General features: G+C 55.2%; 1 rRNA gene (running past one end of the window). It reads right to left on the bottom strand.

Features of this window, described 5'->3' with window-relative positions:
• Window positions 1-117: 117 nt before the first annotated feature.
• Window positions 118-1,511 (bottom strand): 23S ribosomal RNA (locus tag FHR96_RS22195); it runs 1,563 nt beyond the window's last position.

Genomic DNA, 1,511 nt, shown 5'->3' on the forward strand with positions numbered 1-1,511 from the left:
GTGGTTCCCGCACGCTATGGTCGTCAGGCGAAAAAGGGCAATGCAAATCATGCTGACGAGATGCGTCTCGCGTATCCGGCGTCGTCTGTTGTCATCGACAGACCACTTGGGTGTTATATGGTCAAGCCTCACGGACAATTAGTATCGGTTAGCTCAACGCCTTGCAGCGCTTCCACATCCGACCTATCAACCAGCTGGTCTTGCTGGGTCCTTCAGGAGGCTCGAGGCCTCAGGGAGATCTCATCTTGAAGGGGGCTTCCCGCTTAGATGCTTTCAGCGGTTATCCCGTCCGTACATAGCTACCCGGCGATGCCACTGGCGTGACAACCGGAACACCAGAGGTACGTCCACTCCGGTCCTCTCGTACTAGGAGCAGCGCTTCTCAAATCTCCAACGCCCACGGCAGATAGGGACCGAACTGTCTCACGACGTTCTAAACCCAGCTCGCGTACCACTTTAAATGGCGAACAGCCATACCCTTGGGACCGACTTCAGCCCCAGGATGTGATGAGCCGACATCGAGGTGCCAAACACCGCCGTCGATGTGAACTCTTGGGCGGTATCAGCCTGTTATCCCCGGAGTACCTTTTATCCGTTGAGCGATGGCCCTTCCATACAGAACCACCGGATCACTAGAACCTACTTTCGTACCTGCTCGACGTGTCTGTCTCGCAGTTAAGCACCCTTATGCTCTTGCACTCATTGCACGATTTCCAACCGTGCTGAGGGTACCTTCGTGCTCCTCCGTTACGCTTTGGGAGGAGACCGCCCCAGTCAAACTACCCACCACACACGGTCCTCGATCCGGATCACGGACCTGAGTTAGAACGCCAATGATGCCAGGCTGGTATTTCAAGGTTGGCTCCACTCGATCTGGCGACCGGGTTTCCAAGCCTCCCAGCTATCCTACACAAGCAACATCAGCGTCCAGTGTGAAGCTGTAGTAAAGGTTCACGGGGTCTTTCCGTCTAGCCGCGGGTACACAGCATCTTCACTGCGATTTCAATTTCACTGAGTCTCGGGTGGAGACAGCGTGGCCATCATTACGCCATTCGTGCAGGTCGGAACTTACCCGACAAGGAATTTCGCTACCTTAGGACCGTTATAGTTACGGCCGCCGTTTACCGGGGCTTCGATCAGGAGCTTCGCGTGAGCTAACACCATCAATTAACCTTCCGGCACCGGGCAGGCGTCATACCCTATACGTCCGCTTACGCGTTTGCAGAGTACTGTGTTTTTAATAAACAGTTGCAGCCACCTGGTATCTTCGACCGCGTCGGGCTCGAGGAGCAAGTCCTGTCACCCTAGTGCGGCGTGCCTTCTCCCGAAGTTACGGCACCATTTTGCCTAGTTCCTTCACCCGAGTTCTCTCAAGCGCCTGGGTATTCTCTACCTGACCACCTGTGTCGGTTTGGGGTACGGTCCCACTGTATCTGAAGCTTAGAGGCTTTTCCTGGAAGCGTGGCATCGATGACTTCCAGACCGTAGTCTGTTCGTCTCGTCTCTCGGCG

Origin of the sequence: Halomonas organivorans (genome assembly GCF_014192055.1) — a bacterium.
Taxonomy (GTDB): Bacteria; Pseudomonadota; Gammaproteobacteria; order Pseudomonadales; family Halomonadaceae; genus Halomonas; species Halomonas organivorans.